At 72.0% G+C, this 22,873-nt stretch carries 24 protein-coding genes; 16 read left to right on the top strand and 8 right to left on the bottom strand.

Annotated elements, in window-relative coordinates; all coding sequences use genetic code 11:
- Positions 1-47: 47 nt before the first annotated feature.
- The 7 genes from DEJ43_RS05050 (at position 48) to DEJ43_RS05015 (ending at position 7,052) form a co-directional block, all read left to right on the top strand.
- Positions 48-1,475, top strand: coding sequence for a peptidase C39 family protein (locus DEJ43_RS05050; protein WP_015032235.1), 1,428 nt, complete (start codon positions 48-50; stop codon positions 1,473-1,475).
- Between the two features lie 619 nt (positions 1,476-2,094).
- Positions 2,095-2,742, top strand: coding sequence for a hypothetical protein (locus tag DEJ43_RS38000; protein ID WP_015032233.1), 648 nt, complete (start codon positions 2,095-2,097; stop codon positions 2,740-2,742).
- Between the two features lie 374 nt (positions 2,743-3,116).
- The gene (locus DEJ43_RS37995) at positions 3,117-3,521 is read left to right on the top strand and encodes a restriction endonuclease fold toxin-2 domain-containing protein (protein WP_015032231.1); all 405 of its coding nucleotides are present in this window, start codon (positions 3,117-3,119) and stop codon (positions 3,519-3,521) included.
- Between the two features lie 32 nt (positions 3,522-3,553).
- Entirely contained in the window at positions 3,554-4,000 is a 447-nt protein-coding gene (locus tag DEJ43_RS05035; protein ID WP_015032230.1) for a hypothetical protein, read from the top strand.
- A 31-nt stretch (positions 4,001-4,031) separates the two neighbouring features.
- Positions 4,032-5,363: a hypothetical protein gene (locus DEJ43_RS37990; protein WP_015032229.1), complete on the top strand. Its 1,332-nt coding sequence runs from the start codon at positions 4,032-4,034 to the stop codon at positions 5,361-5,363.
- 183 nt (positions 5,364-5,546) lie between these two features.
- Positions 5,547-5,702, top strand: a complete 156-nt coding sequence (locus DEJ43_RS05020) for an SCO1431 family membrane protein (RefSeq protein ID WP_106433818.1) — start codon at positions 5,547-5,549, stop codon at positions 5,700-5,702.
- A 171-nt stretch (positions 5,703-5,873) separates the two neighbouring features.
- Entirely contained in the window at positions 5,874-7,052 is a 1,179-nt protein-coding gene (locus DEJ43_RS05015) for an acyl-CoA dehydrogenase family protein (protein WP_015032227.1), read from the top strand.
- Here the strand turns inward: DEJ43_RS05015 and DEJ43_RS37315 are convergent.
- Positions 7,015-7,242 carry a hypothetical protein gene (locus tag DEJ43_RS37315; RefSeq protein WP_041662123.1) on the bottom strand — a complete coding sequence of 76 codons (228 nt, stop codon included), beginning with the start codon at positions 7,240-7,242 and terminating at the stop codon, positions 7,015-7,017. The two genes, DEJ43_RS05015 and DEJ43_RS37315, sit on opposite strands and share 38 nt — an antisense overlap.
- Positions 7,243-7,426: 184 nt before the next feature.
- Here DEJ43_RS37315 and DEJ43_RS37310 point away from each other — a divergent pair, with 184 nt between their 5' ends.
- The 3 genes from DEJ43_RS37310 to DEJ43_RS05000 all read left to right on the top strand — a co-directional run bounded on the left by DEJ43_RS37310 (position 7,427) and on the right by DEJ43_RS05000 (position 10,219).
- A complete protein-coding gene (locus DEJ43_RS37310) occupies positions 7,427-7,570 on the top strand; it encodes a hypothetical protein (protein WP_158506249.1) in 144 nt (47 codons plus the stop codon).
- Between the two features lie 238 nt (positions 7,571-7,808).
- On the top strand, positions 7,809-8,945 hold the full coding sequence (locus DEJ43_RS05005; RefSeq protein WP_015032225.1) for an Rv3169 family protein: 1,137 nt from the start codon (positions 7,809-7,811) through the stop codon (positions 8,943-8,945).
- Between the two features lie 182 nt (positions 8,946-9,127).
- Positions 9,128-10,219 carry a phosphotransferase family protein gene (locus DEJ43_RS05000; protein WP_015032224.1) on the top strand — a complete coding sequence of 364 codons (1,092 nt, stop codon included), beginning with the start codon at positions 9,128-9,130 and terminating at the stop codon, positions 10,217-10,219.
- A gap of 9 nt (positions 10,220-10,228) precedes the next feature.
- Here the strand turns inward: DEJ43_RS05000 and DEJ43_RS04995 are convergent, their stop codons facing one another.
- Complete coding sequence (locus DEJ43_RS04995) at positions 10,229-10,597, bottom strand: hypothetical protein (protein ID WP_041663663.1); 369 nt, start codon at positions 10,595-10,597, stop codon at positions 10,229-10,231.
- Positions 10,598-10,822: 225 nt separating this feature from the next.
- On the opposite strand from DEJ43_RS04995, the gene DEJ43_RS04990 reads away from it, so the two are divergent.
- The 4 genes from DEJ43_RS04990 to fxsA all read left to right on the top strand — a co-directional run bounded on the left by DEJ43_RS04990 (position 10,823) and on the right by fxsA (position 14,878).
- Positions 10,823-11,263 (top strand): Lrp/AsnC family transcriptional regulator, encoded by a 441-nt coding sequence (locus DEJ43_RS04990; RefSeq protein ID WP_015032222.1) that lies wholly within the window; start codon positions 10,823-10,825, stop codon positions 11,261-11,263.
- Positions 11,264-11,354: 91 nt separating this feature from the next.
- Complete coding sequence (locus tag DEJ43_RS04985; protein ID WP_041662121.1) at positions 11,355-12,998, top strand: amidohydrolase; 1,644 nt, start codon at positions 11,355-11,357, stop codon at positions 12,996-12,998.
- Between the two features lie 436 nt (positions 12,999-13,434).
- The gene (locus DEJ43_RS04980) at positions 13,435-14,211 is read left to right on the top strand and encodes a polyprenol monophosphomannose synthase (RefSeq protein WP_015032220.1); all 777 of its coding nucleotides are present in this window, start codon (positions 13,435-13,437) and stop codon (positions 14,209-14,211) included.
- A 73-nt stretch (positions 14,212-14,284) separates the two neighbouring features.
- Positions 14,285-14,878, top strand: coding sequence for an FxsA family membrane protein (gene fxsA / locus DEJ43_RS04975; RefSeq protein ID WP_015032219.1), 594 nt, complete (start codon positions 14,285-14,287; stop codon positions 14,876-14,878).
- A gap of 139 nt (positions 14,879-15,017) precedes the next feature.
- Here the strand turns inward: fxsA and DEJ43_RS04970 are convergent, their stop codons facing one another.
- The 4 genes from DEJ43_RS04970 to yczE form a co-directional block, all read right to left on the bottom strand.
- Positions 15,018-15,392, bottom strand: coding sequence for an RNA polymerase-binding protein RbpA (locus tag DEJ43_RS04970; RefSeq protein WP_015032218.1), 375 nt, complete (start codon positions 15,390-15,392; stop codon positions 15,018-15,020).
- Between the two features lie 255 nt (positions 15,393-15,647).
- Entirely contained in the window at positions 15,648-17,018 is a 1,371-nt protein-coding gene (locus DEJ43_RS04965; RefSeq protein ID WP_015032217.1) for an MFS transporter, read from the bottom strand.
- 70 nt (positions 17,019-17,088) lie between these two features.
- Positions 17,089-17,853, bottom strand: a complete 765-nt coding sequence (locus DEJ43_RS04960; RefSeq protein ID WP_015032216.1) for a glycerophosphodiester phosphodiesterase family protein — start codon at positions 17,851-17,853, stop codon at positions 17,089-17,091.
- Complete coding sequence (gene yczE, locus DEJ43_RS04955) at positions 17,850-18,518, bottom strand: membrane protein YczE (protein WP_015032215.1); 669 nt, start codon at positions 18,516-18,518, stop codon at positions 17,850-17,852. Before yczE ends, DEJ43_RS04960 begins: the two co-directional genes overlap by 4 nt.
- A gap of 101 nt (positions 18,519-18,619) precedes the next feature.
- On the opposite strand from yczE, the gene DEJ43_RS04950 reads away from it, so the two are divergent.
- Complete coding sequence (locus tag DEJ43_RS04950) at positions 18,620-20,119, top strand: SCO1417 family PLP biosynthesis transcription factor (protein ID WP_015032214.1); 1,500 nt, start codon at positions 18,620-18,622, stop codon at positions 20,117-20,119.
- A gap of 97 nt (positions 20,120-20,216) precedes the next feature.
- On the opposite strand, the gene DEJ43_RS04945 is transcribed toward DEJ43_RS04950, so the two are convergent.
- Positions 20,217-21,863 carry a P-loop NTPase family protein gene (locus tag DEJ43_RS04945; RefSeq protein WP_015032213.1) on the bottom strand — a complete coding sequence of 549 codons (1,647 nt, stop codon included), beginning with the start codon at positions 21,861-21,863 and terminating at the stop codon, positions 20,217-20,219.
- 37 nt (positions 21,864-21,900) lie between these two features.
- Positions 21,901-22,095, bottom strand: coding sequence for a hypothetical protein (locus DEJ43_RS04940; RefSeq protein WP_015032212.1), 195 nt, complete (start codon positions 22,093-22,095; stop codon positions 21,901-21,903).
- Positions 22,096-22,403: 308 nt separating this feature from the next.
- Here DEJ43_RS04940 and DEJ43_RS04935 point away from each other — a divergent pair, with 308 nt between their 5' ends.
- Complete coding sequence (locus DEJ43_RS04935; RefSeq protein ID WP_015032211.1) at positions 22,404-22,796, top strand: ankyrin repeat domain-containing protein; 393 nt, start codon at positions 22,404-22,406, stop codon at positions 22,794-22,796.
- Positions 22,797-22,873: the final 77 nt, after the last annotated feature.

Raw genomic sequence — 22,873 nt, 5'->3', positions numbered from 1 at the left:
GTCCTCAGGTCCGTACGCCCACCGTTCTCGACTGGGGGTCACCGCCCATGACCAGCAGCTCCACCCCGCGCAGAACCGTCCTCGCCGCGGCCCTCGCGGCCGCCGGTACGGCCGCCACCGCCGGTCCCGCCGCGGCCGCCGACCACCTGCTTCCCGCCGACGCCCCGCCCGCCGCCGCCGGGCCGGCCCCGGCCGACGACTCCGCGCGGGGCCAGGCGCACGCCCCCGCCCACGCGCCCGCGCCCGGGCTCGTGGACAACCGGTTCTGGTCCTCGTACACGGACTGGAGGTGCGGCAGCGCCGCCGGTACGAAGGCGGTCTTCGGGCGCCGCCCGGGCCTGGTCATCGCCGCACCCGCCGGACGCGTCGACTACACCGACCCGCACACCGGTCGGACGGCCGCGTGGGAGTACGCGAGCTGGACCTCGCCGGTGCACACCCCGACCGTGCCCGCCACCGAGGTCATCGCCTCCTGGAACGCCGAGACGCCCCCCGGCACCTGGATCCAGGTGGAGCTCTCCGGCACCTACACCGACGCCACCGCCACCCCCTGGTACGTCCTAGGCCGCTGGGCCTCGGGGGACGGCGACATCCGGCGCACCTCCGTAGACGACCAGACCGACGGCAGGAGCACCGTCTGGACCGACACGTTCGCGATCGACGACACGGCGAGCGGGCTGCGGCTGGCCTCGTACCGGCTGCGCCTCACGCTCCACCGCACCCCGGGCAGCCGCCTCACGCCCACGGTGTGGCGGCTCGGGGCGATGGCCTCCGACATCCCGGACAGGTTCACGGTCCCGGCATCGGCGCCGGGGCTCGCCCGCGAGCTGGCCGTACCGCGCTACTCCCAGAACACCCATGTGGGGCAGTACCCCGAGTACGACAACGGCGGCGAGGCGTGGTGCAGCCCGACCTCGTCGCAGATGATCGTCGAGTACTGGGGCCGCCGGCCGTCGGCGGAACAGCTGGCCTGGGTGGACCCGGCCTTCGAGGACCCCCAGGTCTGCCACGCGGCCCGCTACACCTATGACCACCAGTACCAGGGCTGCGGCAACTGGCCCTTCAACGCCGCGTACGCCGCCACCTACCGCGACATGAACGCGGTGGTCACCCGGCTGCGCTCGCTCACCGAACTGGAGAGCCTGATCCGGGCGGGCATCCCGGCCATAACGTCCCAGTCCTTCCGCAAGGAAGAACTGACCGGCGCGGGCTACGGCACGTCGGGCCACTTGATGACCGTCATCGGCTTCACGCCGACCGGCGACGTCATCGCCAACGACCCAGCCTCACCGAACAACGAGGCGGTACGCCGGGTCTACCAGCGCCAGGAATGGGAGAACATCTGGCTCCGCACGAAGCGCTACAACGCCAGCGGGAAAGTGGTCTCCGGCACAGGAGGGGTCTGCTACATCTACTGGCCGACCAACCCCACCCCAACCCAGCGCCGCGCACTGCGGGAGCTCGGCTTGCTGTGAGCATGTGCGGCCCCACAGTCGTCTTCACCATCTGGAGCAAGACCGGAACGAGTGCGGGTTGATCGTGCGCGGCTGGCCCGCGGACTGGGACAAGCACTCGTCCGCGCTGTCAATGGCACCCGGTCGTGCCGGTACCGCTGTTCTGGCCACGGTACGGCCGGTTCAGCGGGGCCGCCCGGCGCCTCACTGCGCAGCACGACCCAGTGGTGAGTCCTACCCTCCATGGTTGCCATGGACACGGACGACGACTTCCTCGCCTATCCCTGGGCGGATGAGTTCTTCCTCGAATCCACCTGGGGCTATGACAACAGCGGCCTCACTGCCGCCATCGGGACGGAGCTCACCGATCGCTCCGGCGCGTTCGATGGACAGCTCCCCGCGCCCAGAAAGCCCTCACCTCGCTCACCGACTGGAGGGGCAAGTGCGGCAGAACGTGGTGAGGCACAAACGAGTCGCACCGATAGCTTGAGGGCACACCAGGCCCCACGATCGCGTCGGTCACGCCCGCCTCAGGCAGAAATCGGCCACAGATGTTGCATGCGTCCTGTGCGGCGGGGCTCCTTCCTTGCAACGTGTACGGTCCATCGAAGAGCCTGGTGGTCGAGGGCACGGGGGAGTCTTGAATCTTCAGCAAAGGGCCGGGAACTACGTCAACGCTTCGTGGTCCATGGTGCGGCTGCGGGACCTGATCTACGACATGCTGGGTCTGCTGTTCAGGGAGCTCAGCGCTCATGGCGGGATGGCGGGTGACGACGACGCGGGCCGGGCCTTCGCCGCCGTCTACAAGCCGGCCGTGAAGACCGTCTTCGAAGCCGCCGGCCTCGCCCACCAGGTGATGGCGAACGGTGCGGGGGCCTTGCTCAAGGCCACCGAGGACTTCCTCAAACAGGAGAGCGCGATCGCCGCGTCACTGCTCGGCCAGAGCGTGGCGCCCGACATCGGGGCGCAGCCTTCGCGGCCGGACTGCGATCCGCGGGCCGGCCACAACGTCGAGGAGCTGCCCGAGGTCGTCGGCGAGACCAGCTGGAACGACCAGTATCTGCTCGGTTCGCGCTTCCACGGCCAGCGGGACAAGCTCCGCAAGACGGCCAACGCCTGGCGTTCGGCGGCGGGCATCCTGGACGATGCGTACTGGGATTCCGAAGGCGCGTGGCGTACCGCGACCGCCCAGCAGCTCGGAGAGACCGCCACAGCCGTCCAGACGTTCTTCAACGTGTTCGTCGGCAAGACGCCACCTCCCTCCGAGGTCGGCGAGACGCGACCCTGATGGCGAATCTGCCGTCCGCCTGCCGGATGATCGCCCACGCCTGCGACGCATACGCGGATCACATCGACACGGCGCTGAAGAGGATCCCGGACGAGGAAAGCCCCTTCTTCGGCGAGCCGCTCGCCATCTGGGAACGACCGCAGTTCGGTGGCGAGGGCACGACGGCGGGCTGCACGAGCTCGTCACCGGCGACACGCGCATCGCGCGCCTGGGGAACATCCCGCCAGCGCTCGACAGCTCGCAGGCCAAGGTCCCCATGCCGCAGCCGGACGGGGGCGGTTTTCTCCCCCTTCCGTCCCTGCCGCCCTTCCTCGCACCGCTGATCCGGGTGCCTCTCCTGGTCCCCGTGGGCTACCGCCCGCCGAACGGGCCTCGTGTACAGGAAACCCGCCGAGATCGCCTATCAGAAAAGGGTCGCCGGATACCCCGAGTACGAGGTGCCCATCCCGCCCGGTATCAGCGCCCACAGCACCCTGATGGTCGACGGCTTCCGTAACCGTGACGGCATGGCGATCGAGGCCAAGTACGTCAACACCCCCAACAAGCCGTGCTACCGCTCGCTCGACGAACTCCGCACGAACCACCGGTCCGGCAAGAAGGACTTCCTGTACGACAAGGACCGCAAGGAGCTCGCCAAGTACAACGCTGCTCTCAACGACCCTCGGAACAAGGAGATGAGAGGCGTCGAGACGGTCACCAACAACGCGGACTCCGTGGCCTACTGGCGCGTCATGATGGCCGCCTACGGCGTCAAGGGCTACGCCCGATACGTACCCTGACCAACGGCGGCACACGAAGAGGGAGCGAACGCGTGGACGCGTCCGAACTGGCCGAACTCCGCACCATGTACATCTTCGGCCCCGCCGAGGGTTCCACGTGGGGTCTGACCTATGAGGGGATCCAGACCAAGCAGCGAGAGCAGGAGACGGATCCGTTCATTCGTATCGATGAGGGCGACGAAGGCCCCGTTCATGGGTCCGTCATGCACTTCGGCATCACGGTCGGCGAGGAGGAGCTGGAGGCAATGGCCAAGCTGTCCCCGGAAGGCATCGCCGTCGAGGACTGCACGGCCCTTGCCGCAGCGGAGTTCGTCACGTGGTTGTGGGGCACCGTCGTCCCGGACGGCAGCGGCATCACCTTCAACACTGAGTGGGGCCTTGAAGCCGACCTGCCCGACGCGCTAGTCCCCCACGTCCCCCGTCCACGCCTTGTGGCCACCTTCCTCGCTCATCTCGAAGCCACCGGCGGGCTGGACTGACAGCGGACATGCCTTCGGGGATCACGGCCACGTGAGCGAGGTGGGCAGGCCCCGGCCCCATGACAGAGAAGACTTCCTGCGTTTCAACGGCTTCAAGCGGAACCCCAAAGCCAGCCCTTACCCGTCCATGGAAGAGGCCGGCAAGGCCGCCAACATGCCCAAGGACCGCAAGGACATCGCCGCGTGGTGGCGCAGCCTCGCCCCGGTCACCCGCGGCATCCTGCTGAAGGAGAAGGGCGACGAACTCCGAGCGGCCGGCATCCTGGACCCGCAGTACCAGTGGCATTCCCCCGACCCCGGCTCCGGCCCCTTCAACGTGGAAGACCCCACACCACGCGACGTGCAATTCCACGCCTTGGCCCTCGGCCTCGCCACGGTTGGCGACAACACCGGCGAAACCGGAGCATCCCGGAACATGCTGCACTACCTGCGTGGCACCGGCGAAACCCTCGACGTCGACGTGAACCGCATGCTGCACGACGACGCCAAGTTCCGGTCCGACATCGAAGAGATCCATATCGCGCGAAACCAGGAAGAGTGGCGCAGGAAGGCGCTGGCCGAATTCGAGAAGGCCGGGGGCGACAAACCCGTCACCATTCCGGTGGAGAGTCATCAGTACGGCGGTACGTTCACCAAGGACACCGACTGGTACCACGCGCTGGGGTCGCACCAGCAGACCATCTCAGGCATGGTCACAGTCAGGCCCGGCGAGGGCGGCAAGCCTGACGTGTCACTGGACTATCAGGTCAACGTGTGGGACCGATACAACTGGGACAAAGGCCACCCACGACTTGAACGGCGACGCGAGCCCTACAGTGGACCCCGCCGACCCTGGCCGATCGGGCGGCCCAGGGGACGTCTCGCGGGGCGACGAGGAGAACCGGTGAACAGGCGACCCAGGACGCGTGGGAGTTTCTTCGTCGCGCTGATCTCCGCGCTGGTTCTCACCTCCTGCTCGACCGGGGCCCCCGGCAGCGCGCGCGAGAGCACCTACCCGTACTGGGAGAAGGGCGCCGGCGCCACCGAAGCGGCCGCGTTCATGAAGATTCAGATCCCCAAGGGCGCCACGGACGTGAAGGGTGCCGTGCAGGTCAACCCCCGCGAAGACATGTACATCCTCTCCTTCCGTACCGGCAAGGCCACCGCAGCCCAGGTCGCCGACGTCGCGACGTCGCATGGATGGAGATCTACGTCGAGAACCTGGACTCCGAGCAAGCCCGCGTGTACCTCCGCGCTTTCTGACCGCGACCGGCCGATGGCCCTCCCGGGCCTGTCCGAGAAGGACCGCCATACCCTGGCGCGAAGGTACGGTTTAGGCGTGGGGCTGATGGGTGCATCGCAGCGGTCCTGGTGCGTCGCGTGACGCTAGTGGGGGAGTGGTGTCCGGCACACGAGGGGGTTGGTACCTCTGCTTCCCGGACCGTTCTCGGCCGTGTGGGGCAAGGGCCTCGGGGCGCTCGGGATCGGCTGGTCCGGCAGGGTGGCCCCGGGCGACGTGACCGATGTCTCTACCCCGGGGGTGTCTCCGTGGCGCAAGGTGGTCGCCATGACCTCCGCCTCCTCCGCCGTCACCCGATTCCTCCCGCGCGCCCGGACCGGTGGCCCCGCGGACGACCAGGGCCCCAAGATCCTCGAGCACGTCCTCGGCTGGACCCTCGTCGTCCTGCTCGCCGTGCTCGTCACCCGCGCCGGCCTCATGTGAGCCCCCCGAGAGAGGCCGTGGCCATCGCGCCGGCCGCCCCGGCGTACGTGTGATCCCTCCGCGTCCGTGTGATCCCCGCGTCCCGAACGGGCATACTCCCCGCGACCCCGCGCTCGGCACCCGCCGCCTCCGCCGCCCGTGCCCGCGCCCGGCAGGGAGGAGCGTCCGGCCATGGCCGACAGCACCCCGGACGGCGTGGAACGCCGGCTGCCCACCGACGAGGCCCGCGAGCTGCTCGCCCTGACGCGCGACATCGCCCGGCGCGAGATCGCCCCGCGCGCCGCCGAGGAGGAGGCCGCCGGGCATTTCCCCCGCGAACTGTTCGCGTTGCTCTCCCGCTCGGGCCTGCTCGGACTGCCGTACGACCCCGCCTACGGCGGAGGCGGCCAGCCGTACGAGGTCTACCTCCAGGTCCTGGAGGAGCTCGCCGCCGCGCGGCTCACCGTGGGCCTCGGGGTCAGCGTCCACAGCCTGTCCTGTCACGCCCTCGCCCGTTACGGCACCGAGGAGCAGCGGGCCGCCCATCTCCCCGCGATGCTGGGCGGCGGTCTCCTCGGCGCGTACTGCCTCTCGGAACCGCACGCCGGCTCGGACGCGGCGGCGCTGCGCACCCGGGCCGTACGGGACGGCGACGGCGGGGACTGGGTGATCGACGGCACCAAGGCGTGGATCACCCACGGCGGCATCGCCGACTTCTGCACGGTGATGGCCCGGACCGGCGGCGCGGGGGCGCGGGGCGTCACAGCCTTCCTGGTGCCCGGGGACGCGCCGGGGCTGAGCGCCGCACCTCCCGAGCGGAAGATGGGCATGAAGGGCTCACCCACCGCGCAACTCCACTTCGACGGGGTGCGGGTCCCCGACGAGCGGCGGCTCGGCGCGGAGGGGCAGGGTTTCGCGATCGCGCTCGACGCCCTGGACTCGGGGCGGCTCGGCATCGCCGCCTGCGCGGTCGGGCTCGGCCAGGCGGCCCTGGACGAGGCCGTCGGGTACGCCAAGGAGCGCCGCCAGTTCGGCCGGCCGATCGCCGACTTCCAGGGGCTCCGTTTCCTCCTCGCCGACATGGCGACCCAGGTGGAGGCAGGCCGGGCCCTGTACCTGGAGGCGGCGCGGCTGCGGGACGAGGGGCGTCCCTTCGGCCGCTGCGCGGCGATGGCCAAGCTGTTCTGCACGGACGCCGCGATGCGGATCACGACGGACGCGGTGCAGGTGCTCGGCGGGTACGGGTACACGGCGGACTTCCCCGTGGAGCGGTATCTGCGCGAGGCGAAGATGCTCCAGATCGTCGAGGGCACCAATCAGATCCAGCGGGTGGTCATCGCCCGTCACCTGGTCGGACCAGAGTCCCGCTGACCCGGACCGTGCGGTCGGCCCAGACGGGGCCCGAGGCGAGCCGGGCCCATTCCCGGTCGCGGTGGCCGGGGAGGGCGCGGCCCTGGCTCGCCCAGAGGGAGAGCACCTCCTTGTAGATGGGCGGGTCGGCGGGGACGGGCCCGGGGACGGGCGCCCGCACCGGCACCGGCACCGGCACGGGCATGGGCATGGGCATGGGTACCTGTACGGGCGTGGGCGTCGGCGTGGGGGCGGGGGCGGTGATGGGGGTGGCGGGACCAGGGCCCAGCCCAGAGCCAGGGCCCAGCCCGGATCCAGGGCCCAGGCCAGAGCCAGGGCCGAGCCCAAGGCCCGGCCCAGAGCCAGCGCCCACCCGCCCATTGCCAGGGCCGGGTGTGCCGGGCGCCGACGTGGCCGTCGGCCCCTGCATCGGCGTGGCCGTCGGCACCTGCACCGCCGTGGCCGTCGGCGTCTGCACCAGCTGCGGCATCGGGGCCGCCGCCGGTGTCATCGGCGGCATGGCCGTCATCGGGGCGTGAGGAACCGATTCTTCAACGCGCGGCCCGGCCTGTCGGTGCCGACCGATGCCGCTGGGAGTGGTGTACAGCGTGGTCATGCCCGGACCAACGCGCCCCGGCGGCCCTGGTCACCCCCGTACGCATTCGAGCGGCAGTTCGTCCGGTACCCGGTCGGTGCACGACTCTGGCCCCCCGGAGCCGAGCTGACGTACCGTCAGGTTCCCTCGCGGAAGCGCGCTCGCCGACCAGGAGGTCAGCCATGTCCGGGCACCGGCACGTCGACGACCGGCCCGTCGCACTCGACGAATACCCCGTGCACCAGGCCCCGCTCTCGATGAAGCACCACGTCAGCGGCGATCGCAACGCCTACGACCGGTGCATCTTCCACGTCTTCGACCACACCGGCCGGGCCCTGCTCATCGCCGGTCTCGGGGTCTACCCCAACACCGGTGTCATCGACGCCTACGCCACCCTCCGCGTCGGCGACCGGCTGCACGCCGTCCGCGCCTCCGACGCCCTCGGCGACGACCGGACGAACCTCTCCGTCGGCCCGCTCACCATCACCGTCGACGAGCCGCTCAAGCGCCTCTCCCTGCGCTGCGCGGCCGACCCCGACGACCCCGAAGGCCTCTCGTACGACCTCAGCTGGACCGGCGACTTCCCGGCCGTCTGGGAACCCCACCACACCCAGCGGCACGGCGGCCGGCTCACCCTCGAAGGCCGCCGCTTCGTCCAGGCCGGACACTGCGCGGGCACGATCAGGGCCGGCGGCGAGGAGTTCACGGTCACCCCGGGGGCGTGGACCGGCACCCGCGACCGCAGCTGGGGCGTCCGCCCGATCCCCGGCGAAGAGCCCGGCCGCGCCGCCGAGTTCCGCCCCGAGGGATTCCACTGGCTCTGGATCCCGATGCGCTTCGAGGACCGCTTCCTCATGGTCATCGCCCAGGAGGACGCCGACGGCTACCGCACCCTCAACGAGGCCCTGCTCGTACGGAACGGGCACCGCGACACCCAACTCGGCTGGCCCCGCACCGAGATCACGTACCGTCCCGGCACCCGCCACCCCGAGCGGGCCACCGTCCACCTCACCGACCCCAGCGGGAAGCCCCTGGAGATCGGCGTCGAGATCCTCGCCTCCTCCCCGCTCGCCGTCGGCGCCGGTTACCCGCCCGCCACCGACTGGCAGCACGGCACCTGGCAGGGCCGGGGCTGGACCGACCGGCGGGTCTACGACCTCTCCGACCCGGCCGCGCACCCCATGGCCGCGTACGGCGTCACCGATCACGCCGCCCGGTTCACCCTCGACGGCCACACCGGTCACGGCATCTTCGAGCACGGCTCCTTCGGCCGCCACGACCCCAGCGGCTTCGCCGACCACACCTCGACGGCCCGCTGAGCGGTTCGCCTTATGTCGACGACCCGCTGAGCGGCTCGCCCCACCTCGACGGCCCCCTGAGCGGCTCCCCGTACGCCGACGGCCCGCCGCCCTACACCGACGGCCCGTTCAGCGGCTCGCCTCACCTCCACGGCCCGCTGACCCGCCCTCCCCACGCCCCCGGCACCCCGAGGAGCCTTTCCATGACCTCCGCACCCCGTCCCCGCACCACCACCCGCGACCCCGAGGAGCTCGGGCGTCGGCTCACCCGATGGCTGGACCGGCGCCTGCCCGGCGCCCGTGTCACCGGGCTCGCCGTGCCCGGGTCCAACGGCATGTCCAGCGAGACCCTGCTCTTCGACCTCGACCACCCCGACGCCCCGGTGCGCGGTTGCGCCCTGCGGCTGGCCGCCGACCCCGCCGCGTACACCGTCTTCCCCGTCTACGACATGGCCCGGCAGCACCGCGTCATGCGCCTGGTCGGCGAGCACACCGACGTACCCGTGCCGCGCGTGCTCTGGCTCGAGGAGGACCCGGAACCGCTCGGCGCGTCCTTCTTCGTGATGGCCCGTGCCGAGGGGCGCGTCCCGCCGGACGTCATGCCCTACACGTACGAGGGGAACTGGCTGCACGCCGCGACCGACGCCGAACGCGCCCTGCTCGAAGCCGAGTCCGTCGCCGTACTCGCCCGGCTGCACGACCAGTTCCCGGCGAAGGAAGCGGAGTTCCTGCTCCCGGACGGCCCGGGGACCCCGCTGCGCCGCCACGTCGACGCCCAACGCGCCTACTACGACTGGGTGGTGGCGGGACTCGCGCCCTCGCCGCTCATCGAATCCGCCTTCGACTGGCTGGAGGCGCACTGGCCGGCCGACGAGGGCCCGGCCGTGCTCGGCTGGGGCGACGCCCGCATCGGGAACATCGTCTACGACGGATTCACCCCCGCGGCCGTCCTCGACTGGGAGATGGCGGGTTTCGTCCCCCGCGAGGTCGACCTCGGCTGGACCGTCTACCTCCACCGCTTCTTCCAGGACCTGACCGTGAGCTTCGGCCAGCCGGGGCTGCCCGGCTTCCTGCGGCGCGACGCCGTCGAACGGCGCTACGCGGAGCTGACCGGGCACACCCCGCGCGACATGGAGTTCCACACCCTCTACGCGGCGCTGCGGCACGCGATCGTGATGCTCAGGATCGCGTACCGGCAGGCCCACTTCGGCGAGGTCCAGGTACCCGCGGACCCCGACGGGCTGATCCTGCACCACGCCACGCTCGCGGCGATGGTGCGGGGAAGCTACTGGTGACCGACGGCCTCAGGCCGCGCGCCGCATCTGCGGCACCCGGATCGGGCGCGAGCCCGGTCCGCCGACGTGCGAGAAGGGCTGGGTGCGCCAGTCGAGGCCCTGGGGGAGCGTCAGGAGCAGGGCGGTGTCCTGCTCCTGGACCTCCAGGGTGTCGTCCGCCGGACCCGCCTCGGTCGCCGACAGGCCCGTACCCGGGCAGACCGTCAGGACGAAGGGGTTCCACGGCGTCGGGCACAGCGCGTGCTCCGGCAGCACGTCCTCGTCCGCGAGCAGCGCGATGGGCTGCGCGCACTCCGGGCAGACGACCCGGAACATCTCAAAGGTGTCGTACGCGTCGAGCTCGTCGTGCGTGTCGACCGAATCAACAGGCTCCTGCATGGAGAATCTCCCCCTCGGGTGGGTCGGCCGGATCTGTACGGCCTCGACCACAGCAAGCACTTCCCATGCAGCCGTCCGCATAATCGTGTGGCAGTACCCGAGGGCGGACGCAAACCTGTGGCGTTCGTCACATGCCCGCCGCAGCTGCCCCGGGATGCCCCATACCGCCCGATAGTGGTCGCCCCCGGCGGTGCCGTGCTCCCGCCGGAGCAATAAGGTCACCGCATGGAGGAGCTGGATCGTCAGATCGTCGAGTTGCTCGTCAAGGACGGGCGCATGAGCTACACCGACCTGGGCAAGGCCACCGGCCTGTCCACCTCGGCGGTGCATCAGCGCGTCCGGCGTCTCGAGCAGCGCGGTGTCATCCGCGGCTATGCCGCCGTCGTCGACCCGGAGGCCGTCGGCCTGCCGCTGACCGCCTTCATCTCGGTCAAACCCTTCGACCCCAGCGCCCCCGACGACACCCCCGACCGGCTCGCCGACATCCCGGAGATCGAGGCCTGCCACAGCGTGGCCGGTGACGAGAACTACATCCTCAAGGTCCGCGTCGCCACCCCGCTGGAGCTGGAGCACCTGCTCAGCCGCATCCGCTCCCAGGCCGGCGTCTCCAGCCGCACCACCGTCGTCCTCTCCACCCCGTACGAGGCCCGGCCGCCGCGCGTCTGACCCCGGACGCGCCAAGCTCCGGCTCCCCGTCGGAGGCGCGAGAGGGGACCTGCCGGACAAACCGGGTCCTGGCAGGTCCTAGCCTGGTCGCATGAGTGAGTCCATGCCTGCGGCGTCGCCCGCCGAACACCGCACCGTGCTGCTGCGCGGTGGGGAAGTCCACAGCCCCGCCGATCCCTTCGCCACCGCCATGGTGGTGGAGCGCGGGCACGTCGCCTGGGTGGGCTCGGAGGGCGCGGCCGACGCCTTCGCCTCCGGTGTGGACGAGGTGGTCGACCTGGAGGGCGCGCTCGTCACCCCGGCGTTCGTCGACGCCCATGTGCACACCACCGCCACCGGGTTCGCCCTCACCGGGCTCGACCTGTCGACCGCCGCCTCGCTCGCCGAGGCGGCGGAGCTCGTCCGCGCCCACGCCGCCGCCCGCCCCGAGGACCGCATCCTCATCGGGCACGGCTGGGACGCCTCCCGCTGGCCCGAGCGCCGTCCGCTCACCCGGGCCGAGCTCGACGGGCTCACCGGCGGCCGGCCGCTCTACCTCACCCGGATCGACGTCCACTCCGCCGTCGTCACCACGGCGCTGCTCGACCTCGTCCCCGGCGTCCGCGACCTGGACGGCTTCCACGACGGGCAGCGGCCGCTCACCGGTGACGCCCACCACGCGGTCCGCGCGGCCGCCTTCGGCGCCGTCTCCGCGCGCCAGCGCACCGAGGCGCAGCGCGCCGCCAGGAGCCGCGCCGCCTCCCTCGGCATCGGCACCCTGCACGAGTGCGGCGGCCCCCGCATCTCCTCCGAGGAGGACTTCACCGGCCTCCTCGACCTGGCCCGCGAGGAGGCGGGCCCCCGGGTCGTCGGCTACTGGGCGGACCTCGACGTCGAGCGGGCCCGTGCCCTCGGCGCCCTGGGCGCGGCCGGTGACCTCTTCGCCGACGGTTCCCTCGGCTCCCACACGGCCTGCCTCCACGAGCCGTACGCCGACCACGCCGACGCCGGCCACACCGGCGCCGCCCATCTGGACGCGGCCACCATCGCCCTGCACGTCGTCGCCTGCACCGAGGCGGGCCTCCAGGCGGGTTTCCACGCCATCGGGGACGCGGCCGTGACCGCCGTCGTCGAGGGCGTCAGGGCCGCCGCCGAGAAGCTCGGCCTGGCCCGGGTGCGGGCCGCCCGGCACCGTGTGGAGCACGTCGAGATGCTCACCCCCGAGACGATCGCCGCCTTCGCGGAGCTCGGTCTCACCGCCTCCGTCCAGCCCGCCTTCGACGCGTTCTGGGGCGGCGAGGAGGGCATGTACGCCGACCGGCTCGGCGTCGAGCGGGCGCGCACCCTGAACCCGTACGCGGCGCTGCTGCGCGCCGGAGTGCCGCTGGCCTTCGGCTCCGACAGCCCGGTGACCCCGCTCGACCCCTGGGGCACGGTCAGGGCCGCCGCCTTCCACCGCACCCCGGAGCACCGGATCTCCGTCCGGGCCGCCTTCACCGCCCACACCCGGGGCGGCTGGCGGGCCGTGGGGCGGGACGACGCGGGGACGCTGGTCCCGGGCGCTCCGGCCGACTACGCGGTCTGGCGCACCGAGGAGCTCGTCGTGCAGGCGCCCGACGACCGGGTGGCCCGCTGGTCCACCGACCCGCGCTCCGGGACACCCGGTCTGCCCGATCTGTCCCCCGGCGCCGACCTCCCCGTCTGCCTGCGGACGGTCGTGCACGGACAGCCGGTCTTCGTACGGCCGAACGAGTGATGTAGGGATATGTCCCCTCCGGGACGCCCGCTCCGCACGCTTGTCCCCGACCTGCGGATCTTCCCCTCCGGCCTGGCCTTTTGGGAAGTATTCGCAGGTCAAGCGGGTGTTGACAGTCGACCGTCAGGGGCGGGTAGGTTCTCCGCGTCCACCACAGGACGTCCGACCGGACCGCATCCCCACGCATTCGCCGTACGCCGCCCGCGCCTCGGCCGCGAGGGAAGGTTTCTCCGGCGGAAGGTGCGACCCGGGTGGGGCCCGGACGTTCAGTAGACAACGGCTCTCGGTCGACCCGCAGCCAGCGGTTCCCAGGTCGGACCGAAGGACGACGGGCCCCGCACCGCCCGCCCCGTCCCCGTCACACGACCCGCCGCGCCGGAGCACTCCGGGGACCTCGCTATGGTGGGGGCCTGCGTATGTATCCGAAGGGGCAGTAGTGAACGACGGTGGCCAGAGGCGTTACGGCCCGCTCGGCAAGGCCTTGGTGATCATTCCGACCTACAACGAGGCGGAGAACATCAAGCCGATCGTCGCGCGGGTGCGGGAAGCCGTACCCGAGGCGCACATTCTCGTCGCCGACGACAACAGCCCTGACGGCACGGGCAAGTTCGCGGACGAGATCGCGTCCGAGGACGACCATGTGCACGTTCTGCACCGGAAGGGCAAGGAGGGGCTCGGCGCCGCCTACCTCGCCGGCTTCCGGTGGGGGATCGAGCACGGGTACGAGGTCCTCGTCGAGATGGACGCCGACGGCTCCCACCAGCCCGAGGAGCTCCCGCGGCTGCTGACCGCCCTCAAGGGCGCGGACCTGGTCCTGGGCTCCCGCTGGGTGCCGGGCGGCCGGATCGTGAACTGGCCGAAGTCCCGGGAGTTCATCTCCCGCGGTGGCAGCCTCTACTCCCGCGTGATGCTCGACGTGCCGATCCGCGACGTCACCGGCGGCTACCGGGCCTTCCGCAAGGAGACCCTGGAGGGCCTGGGCCTGGAGGACGTGGCCTCCGCCGGCTACTGCTTCCAGGTCGACCTGGCCCGTCGCGCGGTCGCCGCCGGCTTCCACGTCGTCGAGGTTCCGATCACCTTCGTGGAGCGCGAGATCGGCGACTCGAAGATGAGCCGCAACATCGTCGTCGAGGCGCTGTGGCGGGTCACCGGCTGGGGCCTTTCGGCGCGCGCGGAGAAGGTCGGCAAGCTGCTCGGCCGCAAGTCCTCCTGACCTCCCGCGCGGGCGTCCCGTACTGATCCGTCCTTTACGACGTTCCGGCGGGGCGCCAGGCACACTGGGGACCATGACGACCGGCGCACCGCCTCCCCTCGCCCCCAAGCGCTCACGCGCGCGTACGTTCCTCCCGCTCGGCGTCGCCGCCTGGCTGGTCCTCGAGATCTGGCTGCTCACGGTGGTGGCGGACGCGGCGGGCGGACTGACGGTCTTCCTCCTGCTCGTCGGCGGCATCGTGCTCGGTGCCGCCGTCATGAAGCGGGCGGGCCGCCGCGCCTTCCGCAACCTCACCTCGACCTTCCAGCAGGCCCAGGCCGCCGCGCAGGCGGGCACGATGCCGACGGCGCCGGAGCGGACCGGCGCGGAGGACCGCAACGGCTTCCTGATGCTCGGCGGTCTGCTGCTGATGATCCCGGGCCTGATCTCGGACGCGCTCGGCCTGCTGCTTCTCGTGCCGCCGGTCCGCTCGCTCCTCGGGCGGTACGCGGACCGGGCCGCCGAGCGGCGGATGGCGGCGGCGCCTCCCGGCAGCCTCCAGGACGCCTTCCAGCAGGCCCGTATCCACCGTCCGGACGGCAAGGTGGTCCAGGGTGAGGTCATCCGTGAGGACGCCGCCCAGGGCCCGCGCCGGGCCGACGAGCCCCGCCCGCCGCTGCTTCCCTGACCTACCGCCCGTCTCCCTGCCCCGCCCCACGCCTCGGCGGGGGGCGGGGCAGGGAGACGGGCGGGCACGGAAACGCCGCGGGGCCCGGTACACAGTGCGTGTACCGGGCCCCGCGGCGTTGATGGTTCCGGTGGGTCCGCTAGGCGGACTTGCGGCTGTCGCGCGGATGCACGGCGATGTTCATGGCGCCGGAACGCAGGACGGCCAGCCTTTCGGCGAGGACCTCCTCCAGCTCCTCGCGGGTGCGTCGCTCCATGAGCATGTCCCAGTGCGTACGCGCAGGCTTGCCCTTCTTCTCCTCAGGTCCGTCCCCGTCCACCAGGAGTGCCTGGATTCCGCAGACCTTGCACTCCCACTCCGGCGGAATTTCCGCTTCCACCGAGAAGGGCATCTCAAAACGATGGCCCTTCTCGCATGCGTACTCCACGGCCTGGCGCGGGGCCAGATCGATGCCGCGGTCGGTCTCGTAGCTCGTCACCACGAGGCGCGTGCCGCGAAGAGCTCGCTCACTCATGAATCGTGCCTCCCGGGCTTGTCGCCCACAGGACAGGTGTCGCTGTCGTCGTTATCCGGTCAACGTCCGGTCGGCGGTAAAGATTCCCGTGCCGGGTCATGCGTCGCCCGTCGTGCCGCCCCTTGTTGTACCCACCAGTGCCCGTTTTGTCACATCTGACGGCAGATGTGACCCGGTGTCTTCACCAAAGCAGCACGCAGTAACGGTCCGCCTGGCAGGCCAAACGCGTACACTACCGCCCTTTCACTGCCACGTCTAAATTCGGTCCGGTATGGGGTTCCCCGCGGCCGCCACCGCGCGCCGCACCGGGACCCGCGCGAGCAGGGTGAAGCCGACCACGAAGAAGATCACCAGGGAGATGATGGCATCCCGGTAGCTCCCGGTCAGCTGATACGCGAGACCGAACACGAGCGGACCCAGCCAGCTGAGCCCCCGATCGCTCATCTCGTACGCCGAGAAGTACTCCGCCTCCTTGCCGCGCGGCACCAGATGCGAGAACAGCGAACGCGACAGGGCCTGGCTTCCGCCCAGGACGAGGCCGATCGCGGCGGCCAGACAGAAGAAGAACACCGGCGCGTCGGCGGGCAGGAGATAGCCCGCCACGAGGATCAGGGTCCACACCGCGAGCGATCCCAGAATCGTCCGCTTGGCGCCGTACGACCGGGCGAGTCGTCCCATCCCGAGCGCCCCCGCCACCGCGAGCACCTGCACCAGCAGGACCGCCGTGATGAGGGTGGTCTGGTCGAGGCCCAGCTCCTCCGAGCCGAACACCGAGGCCTGCGAGATCACCGTCTGCACGCCGTCGTTGTAGACCAGGTAGGCGAGGAGGAAGGAGAGCGTCAGCGGATGCCGGCGCATGTCCTTCAGGGTCGCCCGCAGCTGCCGCCAGCCGCTGCCCACCCCGCCCCCACCGGCCCCGCCACCGGCCTCCGGGCCGAGCCGCCGGTCCCGCAGCCGCCGCAGCGGCACGACCGTGAAGGCGCCCCACCAGACGCCCGCGGAGGCCAGGCAGATCCGCACCGCCTCGCCCTCCGTGAGGCCGAAGGAGTCGTGGCCGGAGTACAGGACCAGGTTCAGCACGAGGACGAGGGCGCCCGACGTGTAGCCGAAGGCCCAGCCGCGCGAGGAGACCGCGTCCCGTTCGTCGGGCTCGGCGATCTGCGGCAGATAGGCGTTGTAGAGCACCATCGACACCGAGATCGAGGCGTTCGCCACGATCAGCAGGAACGCCCCGAGCAGATACCGCTCGCCCGCCAGGAAGAACATCGCCGCGGTGGCCGTCGCTCCCACGTAGGCCGCCGCCGCGAGCAGCGGCTTCTTCCGGCCCGTACGGTCCGCGACCGCGCCGACCAGCGGCATCACCAGGACCGCGACCACGATCGAGGCCGACACGGCGTACGCGAAGAGCGAGCCGGCCCGCACGGGTATCCCGAGCGGATGGACATAGCCCTCCGCGTCGGCGGCCGCCTTGGCCACCGAGGTCAGGTACGGGCCGAGGAACACGGTCAGGACGCTCGTCGAGTACACCGAGCACGCGAAGTCGTAGAAGTACCAGCCCCGCTGTTCCCGCTTGCGTGCGGCGGGATCCGCGGCGTACTCCTCCGGTTCGGTGGTTCCAGCGGTCAAGGCCGCGCCCCCTCGTTCGTCCCCGTGCTCCGCCCCGGTGCTCCGGGGCGGATGTCACCGGAACGCGCGCTCAGACCCACACACCCCGCTCGGTCAGCACCGAGCGCAGCGTCTCCAGTTGATCGGTCATGATGCCATCCACGCCGAGGTCGAGGAGAGCGTTCATACGGGCGGGATCGTTCACCGTCCAGACGTGGACCTGGAGCCCGCGCGCGTGCGCCGCCCGGACGAACCGGCGGTCCACCACCGGGATGCCGCCCTGGCGCTCCGGGACCTGCGCGGCGATCGCCCCGGCCCGTACCGCCGCCGGGATGCCGAGTGAGCGCAGCCGCAGCCCGACCACTCCGCGCACCCCGTACGAGGTGGCCAGCTCCGGTCCGGCCATCCGCTGGGCGCGCGCCACCCGGGCCTCGGTGAAGGAGCCCACGCAGACCCGGTCCCAGGCGCGCTTCTTGCGGATCAGGTCGATCAGCGGCACCAGCGCGGCCTCGGCCTTGAGGTCCACGTTCCAGCGGGCCTCGGGGAACTCCTCCAGGAGGTCGGCGAAGAGCGGCAGCGGCTCCGCGCCCGCCACGCGGGCCTCGCGCACCGCCGCCCACGGCAGGTCGCCGATCCGGCCCGTGGCGTCCGTGACCCGGTCCAGGGTGGCGTCGTGGAAGGCGACGAGCGCCCCGTCCGCCGTGGTGTGCACATCGGTCTCGAAGTAGCGGTAGCCCGCGGCGGCGGCCCGGCGGAAGGCTGCCGCGGTGTTCTCCAGGCCGTTCGCCGTGCCGCCGCGATGGGCGAACGGGAGGGGCGTGGGGTGGTCGAGATAGGGGTGGCGTACGCGAGTCACGGCCGCAGTATGGCCTGCTTCGGTGTCTCCGTGGCGACCGCGGTGCTTCCGGAGTCCGGCTCGGGGACGGCGAACCAGCGCAGGAAGAACTGTGCGAGGGGTCCGATCGCCAGCGCGTACAGCACCGTGCCGACGCCGACCGAGCCGCCGAGCAGGAAGCCCGTGGCGACCACCGCGATCTCGATCGCCGTCCGCACCAGCCGGATGGAGCGGCCGGTCAGCCGGTGCAGGCCGGTCATCAGGCCGTCGCGGGGGCCGGGGCCGAAGCGGGCCGCGATGTACAGGCCGGTGGCCACGCCGTTGAGGACGATGCCGGCCGCCAGCAGCGGGACACGGACCGCGAGGCCGTGCGAGTCCGGGACGAGGGCCAGGGTGCCGTCCATCGCCAGGCCGATCACGAACACGTTGGAGACCGTCCCGAGCCCGGGCCGCTGCCGGATCGGGATCCACAGCAGCAGCACCAACGCCCCGACGATGATCGACACCACGCCGATGGTCAGACCCGACTTCTCCGCCAGGCCCTGGTGGAGGACGCCCCAGGGCTCAAGGCCGAGCCCGCTGCGCACCAGCAGCGCCGAGCTGACCCCGTACAGCGTCAGCCCCGCGTAGAGCTGGACGAGCCGGCGGGTGAGGTGCCGGCCGTGGAGGCCGGAGGCGATGGACAAGGAGATCCCCCAGGGTGGTGGTAGTGGACTGACTCATGACACTCTGTGGCGGGGGAACGGGTGCCAACCATGGCCAATTCGAGGAAGGTGGACTGATTTCGATGGCCCAGTGGACTTCGGCGGTGGGGCCCGCACAGCTCGCCCGGCAGCTCCAGGCGCAGCAGCCGCGGCCCGCCGGACCCGGCGGCCGCAAGCCCCCCGCGTACCGCGCCCTGGCCGACGGCATCCGCCTGCTCGTCCTGGAGGGCCGCGTCCCGGTCGCCGCCCGGCTGCCCGCCGAGCGGGAACTCGCCCTCGCCCTCACCGTGAGCCGTACGACGGTGGCCGCCGCGTACGAGGCGCTCCGCGCCGAGGGCTTCCTCGAGTCCCGCCGTGGGGCCGGCAGCTGGACCGCCGTACCGGCCGGGAACCCGCTGCCCGCGCGCGGTCTCGAACCCCTGCCCCCGGAGGCCCTCGGCTCCATGATCGACCTGGGCTGCGCGGCGCTTCCGGCGCCCGAGCCCTGGCTCACCCGCGGCGTCCAGGGCGCCCTGGAGGAACTGCCGCCCTACGCCCACACCCACGGCGACTACCCGGCCGGGCTGCCCGCGCTGCGGCAGATGCTCGCCGACCGCTACACCGCGCGCGGCATCCCCACCATGCCCGAGCAGATCATGGTCACGACCGGTGCCATGGGCGCCATCGACGCGATCTGCCACCTCTTCGCCGGCCGCGGCGAGCGCATCGCCGTCGAGTCCCCCTCGTACGCCAACATCCTTCAGCTCATGCGGGAGGCCGGGGCCCGGCTCGTGCCGGTCGCCATGTCCGAGGGGCTCGGGAGCTGGGACCTGGGCCGCTGGCGCCAGGTGCTGCGCGACGCGGCGCCCCGGCTCGCGTACGTGGTGGCCGACTTCCACAACCCGACCGGCGCCCTCGCCGACGAGGACCAGCGGCGGCAGCTCGTCGACGCGGCCCGCTCGGCGGGCACGGTCCTCGTCGTCGACGAGACCATGGCCGAGCTGTACCTCGACGACGACGTGGAGATGCCGAGGCCGGTCTGCGCCTTCGACCCGGCCGGGTCCACCGTCCTGACGGTCGGCTCCGCCAGCAAGGCCTTCTGGGCCGGCATGCGGATCGGCTGGGTCCGGGCCGCCCCCGACGTCATCCGCTCGCTGGTGGCCGCACGCGCCTACGCCGACCTCGGCACCCCCGTCCTGGAGCAGCTCGGGGTGAACTGGCTCATGCGGACCGGCGGCTGGGACGAGGCGGTGACGCTCCGCCGCGACCAGGCCAGGGAGAACCGGGACGCGCTCGTCGCGGCCGTCCGCCGGGAGCTCCCCGAGTGGGAGTTCTCGGTGCCGCGCGGCGGGCTCACCCTCTGGGTCCGTACCGGCGGCCTGTCCGGTTCCCGGCTCGCCGAGGCGGGGGAGCGGGTCGGCGTCCGGGTCCCCTCGGGCCCCCGCTTCGGCGTGGACGGTGCCTTCGAGGGCTTCGTCCGGCTGCCCTTCACGGTCGGAGGCCCGGTCGCCGACGAGGCCGCCGTCCGGCTGGCCGCCGCGGCCCGCCTGGTCGAGTCGGGCGCGGGCGGCGGCACCGAACCGCCCCGGTCGTTCGTGGCGTAGCGGCGGCGCGCCCGTACGGGGGAGGTGCGGCGCACGGCCCCGTGCGAAGAGGCCGGTACGGACCTGGGGTCCGTACCGGCCTCTTCGCACGTGCGGGTCAGCCCTCCGCGGGGACCGGGGCGTGCAGGGGGGCCGGGCCGGGCTCCGGCTCGGCGCGCGGCGCGGGGGCCGGTTCCGGCGCGGCGACGGTCCGTGCCGGTTCCGGCGCGGTGACGGTCGCGATCGCCATGGTCGTCGCCGCCCGCCGCTCCGGGAGCAGCTCGAGGACCGCCTGCCGGTGCGCCTCGCTCGTCGCGTCGTCGTACGGGTCGGGCGTGGCCGGCACCTGGAGGCGCAGCACCGGCCCGGTGCCCAGGCGCGCGTACCCGCGCCCGGCGGGGACCTGGGGCGTCGGCGTGGTGTGCGGCTCGGCGCCGAGGACGGCCGCGATCTGCTCCGGCGTGGCGGGCCCGAGCACGATCCGGGCCCGGGTGTGGGTCCGTACCGCCTCGCTCAGTGTGTCCGCGCTGTCGAACTGCTCGGCGACCACCACCGTGACCTGGGCCGCGCGCCCGTGCCGCAGCGGCACCTGGAGCAGCTCCTGCGGGTCGGGGCGGCCGTCGGCGGCGGCCAGGTGACCGAGGACGCCGGGCCGGTCGAGCAGGATCCACAGCGGCCTGCGGGTGTCCTCGGGCGCCGGGTGGCCCGCCTGCCGGGCCCGGTTGGCGGCGATGAGCCGCCGCTCCGTCTCGTGCGCCGCCCACTCCAGGCTGGTCAGCGAGCCCGAGAGCCCGCACTCGACGGCCAGGACGCCGTCACGGCCGGTGAGGCAGGCGTACTCGCCGGTGCCGCCGCCGTCGACGATCAGCACGTCGCCGTGGGGGAGGGCCTGGAGCGCGATCGAGCGCAGCAGGGAGGTGGTGCCGCTGCCGGGCTGGCCGACGGCCAGCAGGTGCGGCTCGGTGGAGCGGGGCCCGGTGCGCCAGACCACGGCCGGCGCGTCCTCGGTGCCGTCCGCCGCGACGACGGGCACGGTCCGCTGGACGGCGTCCGCGTCGGTGAAGCCCAGGACGGTCTCGCCCGGCACCGTGACGAAGCGCTGGGCCGCGATGGTGGTGGGCAGGGCGGGCAGCACGCTCATGACGAGCCGGTTGCCCTCCTCGTCCCAGTCGAAGCGGTACTCGCGGCCGCGCCCGGACTTGGCGTGCAGCAGCTGCTCGATACGCGCGCGTGCGGCGGGCTCGCCGTCGGTGAAGTACGGGGGGTAGGTGATCCGCAGCCGGGTGAGCCGGCCGTCGCCGTCGAAGGCGTACTCCGCGAAGGCGCCGCTCCAGTCACCGCCGTGGGCGAAGAGCGGCGCGGGGTCCTCGGGCACGGAGAAGTACGGCACGAGGGCCTCGTACAGGCCCTTGAGCCGGGCGATCTCCGCGTCGTCGGGCCCGGTCTTGACGACCGGGCGCTCGCGTCCCTTCCACGCGGCCGCGGCCATGAGCGTGACGAGGGCCAGGAGCGGCCCGTACGGCACGAGGGCGACGACCAGGACGCAGGCCGCGACCAGGAGCAGCGTGGGACCACGCCGTTCCTTGGGGGTCGCGGCCCACTTGGCGCGCGCGAGGGCGGCCAGTTTCCGCAGACCACGGGAGACCGTGATCAGGGGATGGAGCACGTCGGTGGCGCTGTCGGCGGCCGTGCGCGCGATCTCTCGACTGCGAGCGATCTGTGCGCTGCCGCTGCTCAGAATGCGGGGGAGTGGTCGCCGGGCCACGAAGTACTCCTGAGGTGGTGGAAGGGACTGGAGGGCGTCAGAACTTGATCCCGCCCAGGAGGCCGGCGAGGCTCTGCCCGCCCGCCGTGATGCTCGGGGCGATGGCGGTCCCCGCGAGGTAGAAGCCGAACAGCGCGCTGACGAGGGCGTGCGAGGCCTTCATCCCGTCCTTCTTGAAGAACAGGAAGCAGATGATGCCGAGCAGGACCACGCCTGAGATGGACAGGATCATTGGTTGTTCTCCTGGTTGAGGGGACAGTCACCATGAGTCCTTCCAAGTTCACAGCAAGTATCTATGTGACTAAAGGTGCAATCGAGTGAAAAACGGGCGATTTCACTTGACCGGCCGACGTCGAACGGGCTGTCGAGTGGCGAATTGCCCGGCGTGCGCTAGAGGAGTCCTCCGCGGCGAGCTCCCGTGATCTTTGCCTCGGCCGCGCGAGGTCATGTCCCCGAACGGGCAGTACCCTGTCGATTCACTCGTACGGCCTCGCTTGCCGTGCACCGGCAGGCAACGCAGGAGAAAGGCGGTCCCACCCGATGAGCGAGACTCCGGACCCCGAGGTCATCGAGCTGGCGTCCAAGGTCTTCGACCTCGCCCGCACCGGGGACGCCGACGCCCTGGCCGCCTACGTCGACGCGGGCGTCCCCGCGAACCTCACCAACGACAAGGGCGACTCCCTCGTCATGCTCGCCGCCTACCACGGCCACGCCGCCGCGGTCTCCACCCTCCTCGCACGCGGCGCCGACGCCGACCGCGCCAACGACCGCGGCCAGACCCCGCTCGCCGGCGCCGTCTTCAAGGGCGAGGACGCGGTCGTCCGCGCGCTCCTCGACGGCGGCGCGAATCCGGAGGCTGGGACTCCGTCAGCCGTCGACACCGCCCGGATGTTCGGCAAGACCGAACTGCTCGACCTCTTCGGAGCTCGGTGAACGGGCACTGAACCCCAGGTGAGAGCGGCGTCGTAAATGTGGTCGCGGTGGCGAAATGGGTGGGTCATCATGACGTC

Origin of the sequence: Streptomyces venezuelae ATCC 10712 (assembly GCF_008639165.1) — a bacterium.
In the GTDB taxonomy this organism is placed as follows: domain Bacteria; phylum Actinomycetota; class Actinomycetes; order Streptomycetales; family Streptomycetaceae; genus Streptomyces; species Streptomyces venezuelae.
The sequence above is the reverse complement of the archived record's forward strand: the minus strand, read 5'-3'. Positions and strand labels throughout refer to the sequence as shown.

Excerpts from the sequence above, each read along its gene's own strand:
- DEJ43_RS05050 (WP_015032235.1), top strand. The coding sequence starts at position 48 with ATGACCAGCAGCTCCACCCCGCGCAGAACCGTCCTCGCCGCGGCCCTC.
- DEJ43_RS05020 (WP_106433818.1), top strand. The coding sequence starts at position 5,547 with ATGACCTCCGCCTCCTCCGCCGTCACCCGATTCCTCCCGCGCGCCCGG.
- DEJ43_RS05015 (WP_015032227.1), top strand. The coding sequence starts at position 5,874 with ATGGCCGACAGCACCCCGGACGGCGTGGAACGCCGGCTGCCCACCGAC.
- DEJ43_RS37315 (WP_041662123.1), bottom strand. The coding sequence starts at position 7,242 with ATGCCCATGCCCGTGCCGGTGCCGGTGCCGGTGCGGGCGCCCGTCCCC.
- DEJ43_RS05005 (WP_015032225.1), top strand. The coding sequence starts at position 7,809 with ATGTCCGGGCACCGGCACGTCGACGACCGGCCCGTCGCACTCGACGAA.
- DEJ43_RS05000 (WP_015032224.1), top strand. The coding sequence starts at position 9,128 with ATGACCTCCGCACCCCGTCCCCGCACCACCACCCGCGACCCCGAGGAG.
- DEJ43_RS04995 (WP_041663663.1), bottom strand. The coding sequence starts at position 10,597 with ATGCAGGAGCCTGTTGATTCGGTCGACACGCACGACGAGCTCGACGCG.
- DEJ43_RS04990 (WP_015032222.1), top strand. The coding sequence starts at position 10,823 with ATGGAGGAGCTGGATCGTCAGATCGTCGAGTTGCTCGTCAAGGACGGG.
- DEJ43_RS04985 (WP_041662121.1), top strand. The coding sequence starts at position 11,355 with ATGAGTGAGTCCATGCCTGCGGCGTCGCCCGCCGAACACCGCACCGTG.
- fxsA (WP_015032219.1), top strand. The coding sequence starts at position 14,285 with ATGACGACCGGCGCACCGCCTCCCCTCGCCCCCAAGCGCTCACGCGCG.
- DEJ43_RS04970 (WP_015032218.1), bottom strand. The coding sequence starts at position 15,392 with ATGAGTGAGCGAGCTCTTCGCGGCACGCGCCTCGTGGTGACGAGCTAC.
- DEJ43_RS04950 (WP_015032214.1), top strand. The coding sequence starts at position 18,620 with ATGGCCCAGTGGACTTCGGCGGTGGGGCCCGCACAGCTCGCCCGGCAG.
- DEJ43_RS04940 (WP_015032212.1), bottom strand. The coding sequence starts at position 22,095 with ATGATCCTGTCCATCTCAGGCGTGGTCCTGCTCGGCATCATCTGCTTC.
- DEJ43_RS04935 (WP_015032211.1), top strand. The coding sequence starts at position 22,404 with ATGAGCGAGACTCCGGACCCCGAGGTCATCGAGCTGGCGTCCAAGGTC.